Annotated in this window: 2 protein-coding genes; one reads left to right on the top strand and one right to left on the bottom strand. The window is 67.5% G+C overall.

Going from position 1 to position 1,829, the window contains the following annotated elements:
• Positions 1 to 59: 59 nt before the first annotated feature.
• The gene (locus ACRDUX_RS05810) at positions 60 to 1,490 is read left to right on the top strand and encodes a S1C family serine protease (protein WP_526411895.1); all 1,431 of its coding nucleotides are present in this window, start codon (positions 60 to 62) and stop codon (positions 1,488 to 1,490) included.
• A 65-nt stretch (positions 1,491 to 1,555) separates the two neighbouring features.
• On the opposite strand, the gene ACRDUX_RS05805 is transcribed toward ACRDUX_RS05810, so the two are convergent.
• A partial coding sequence (locus ACRDUX_RS05805; RefSeq protein ID WP_526411893.1) for a TetR/AcrR family transcriptional regulator occupies positions 1,556 to 1,829 on the bottom strand: 274 nt, incomplete at its 5' end.

Raw genomic sequence — 1,829 nt, 5'->3', positions numbered from 1 at the left:
GGCAGCGCACTATGAAGCCACGGCTTTGCTGTCCACTGGAAGAAAGAACACACGAAAACATGACCAATCACCCGCGGTACCCCCTGCCTCGGCCGGACCATTCGTCGAACCCGAATCAGGGTGTGAGGCAGCAATATCCGGGCTACCCGGCTCAGCATGTGCCTCAGCAGCCCTACGACTGGCGCTACGCTCAGCAACCATCGGCGGCGTACTACCGCGATCCGCGTCAGTCGGAGTCGGCGGTCACCGCGCCGATTCGGGTTCCGCGCAAGCGTTCTCGAGCGGGCATCGTGATGGCCAGTGCGGCAGCCGTCGTCGCGGTCTCGGCAGGCGCGGGCGCAGTCGTACTCGCAAACCATCCCGACCACTCTGCCGCAAGCGGTCTGGCCAGTGCGGTGGCAGCGGCGCCAAGCCAAACCCCCGCAGGCAAGCCCGTCGCCGATGCACCCGCCGGCTCCGTCGAGCAGGTCGCCGCGAAGGTGATGCCCAGTGTGGTGAAGTTGCAGCTAGACATGGGCGGCGGTCAGAGCGAAGAGGGTTCCGGGATCATCCTGAGCTCCGACGGACTGATCCTGACGAACAACCACGTCGTGGCTGCCCTCAAGGGCAGCGGCCCCGGCGCGAACGCTTCGGACGGCCCGCAATATCCCGACGGATCCGACGGCCAGGGCTTCCCCGGCGACCAGGCTGCGCCGAGCGGGCAGGAAGCCATGGGCGGTCAACCCTTGAAGGCCACCGTGACGCTGTCCGACGGCCGCACCGCGCCGTTCACCGTGGCCGGCGCCGACCCCGCGAGCGATATCGCCGTCGTTCGCGCCCAGGGCCTTTCGGGGCTCACCCCGATCACACTGGGGTCCTCGAAGGACGTGAAGGTCGGTCAGAACGTCGTGGCGATCGGTTCACCGCTTGGTCTGCAGGGGACGGTGACGACGGGCATCATCAGTGCGCTGGACCGTCCCGTCTCCACCGGCGGCGAAGGCTCCGATCAGACCACGGTGCTCGACGCGATTCAGACCGACGCGTCGATCAATCCGGGTAACTCCGGCGGTGCCCTGGTGAACATGAACGGTGAGTTGATCGGCGTGAACTCGGCGATCGCGTCTCTGGGTGGCGGGGGTTCTCCTGGCGCTCAGAGTGGTTCGATCGGACTCGGCTTCGCCATTCCGTCGGATCAAGCCAAGCGCGTCGCCGACGAGCTGATCTCCACGGGCACGGCGACGCACGCCTCGTTGGGCGTGCAGCTCAGCAATAAGGCCAGTGCCAACGGTGCCTCGATCGCCCAGGTGGTCGACGGGGGACCCGCCGCCGCGGCAGGCGTGCCCAACGGCGCGGTGGTCACCAAGGTCGACGACCAGGTCATCGACGGCCCCGAGGCATTGGTTGCCTCGGTGCGTTCGAAGGCGCCAGGGGACAACGTGGCTCTGACGTATGCGGACCCGAACGGCGCCACGCAGACCGTGCAGGTCACGCTCGGCCAAGCACAACAGTGACGGTGTGACCGACCGACGGCCAAGGGGAGTCAACGTCCCCTTGGCCGTCGTGTCGGGTCCACTGATCAGCCCGGCGCCGAGGTCAGCACGGTCTGAATCGCGGGTGCGACGAGCGCGACCAGCGTTTCCAGCTCCACGTGCGCAAGTGTCGGGACACCGACGATCCGCCGTCCCACGACGATCCCGACCAGCATCGAAGAGGCGAGACCCGCTCGGATCGCGCCGTCGTCTCCCACCCCGCGCGATCCGGCGCCATCGAGCAGCCGAGCCTGGATGAACTCGCGCAACTGCGCGCTTGCCTGATCGTTGACGATGGCACCCCGCAGCATCGCCATGAGC

The organism is Mycobacterium sp. (assembly GCF_050701675.1).
Taxonomy (GTDB): Bacteria; Actinomycetota; Actinomycetes; order Mycobacteriales; family Mycobacteriaceae; genus Mycobacterium.
Note: the sequence above shows the minus strand (reverse complement) of the source record. Positions and strands in the feature narration are given on the sequence as shown.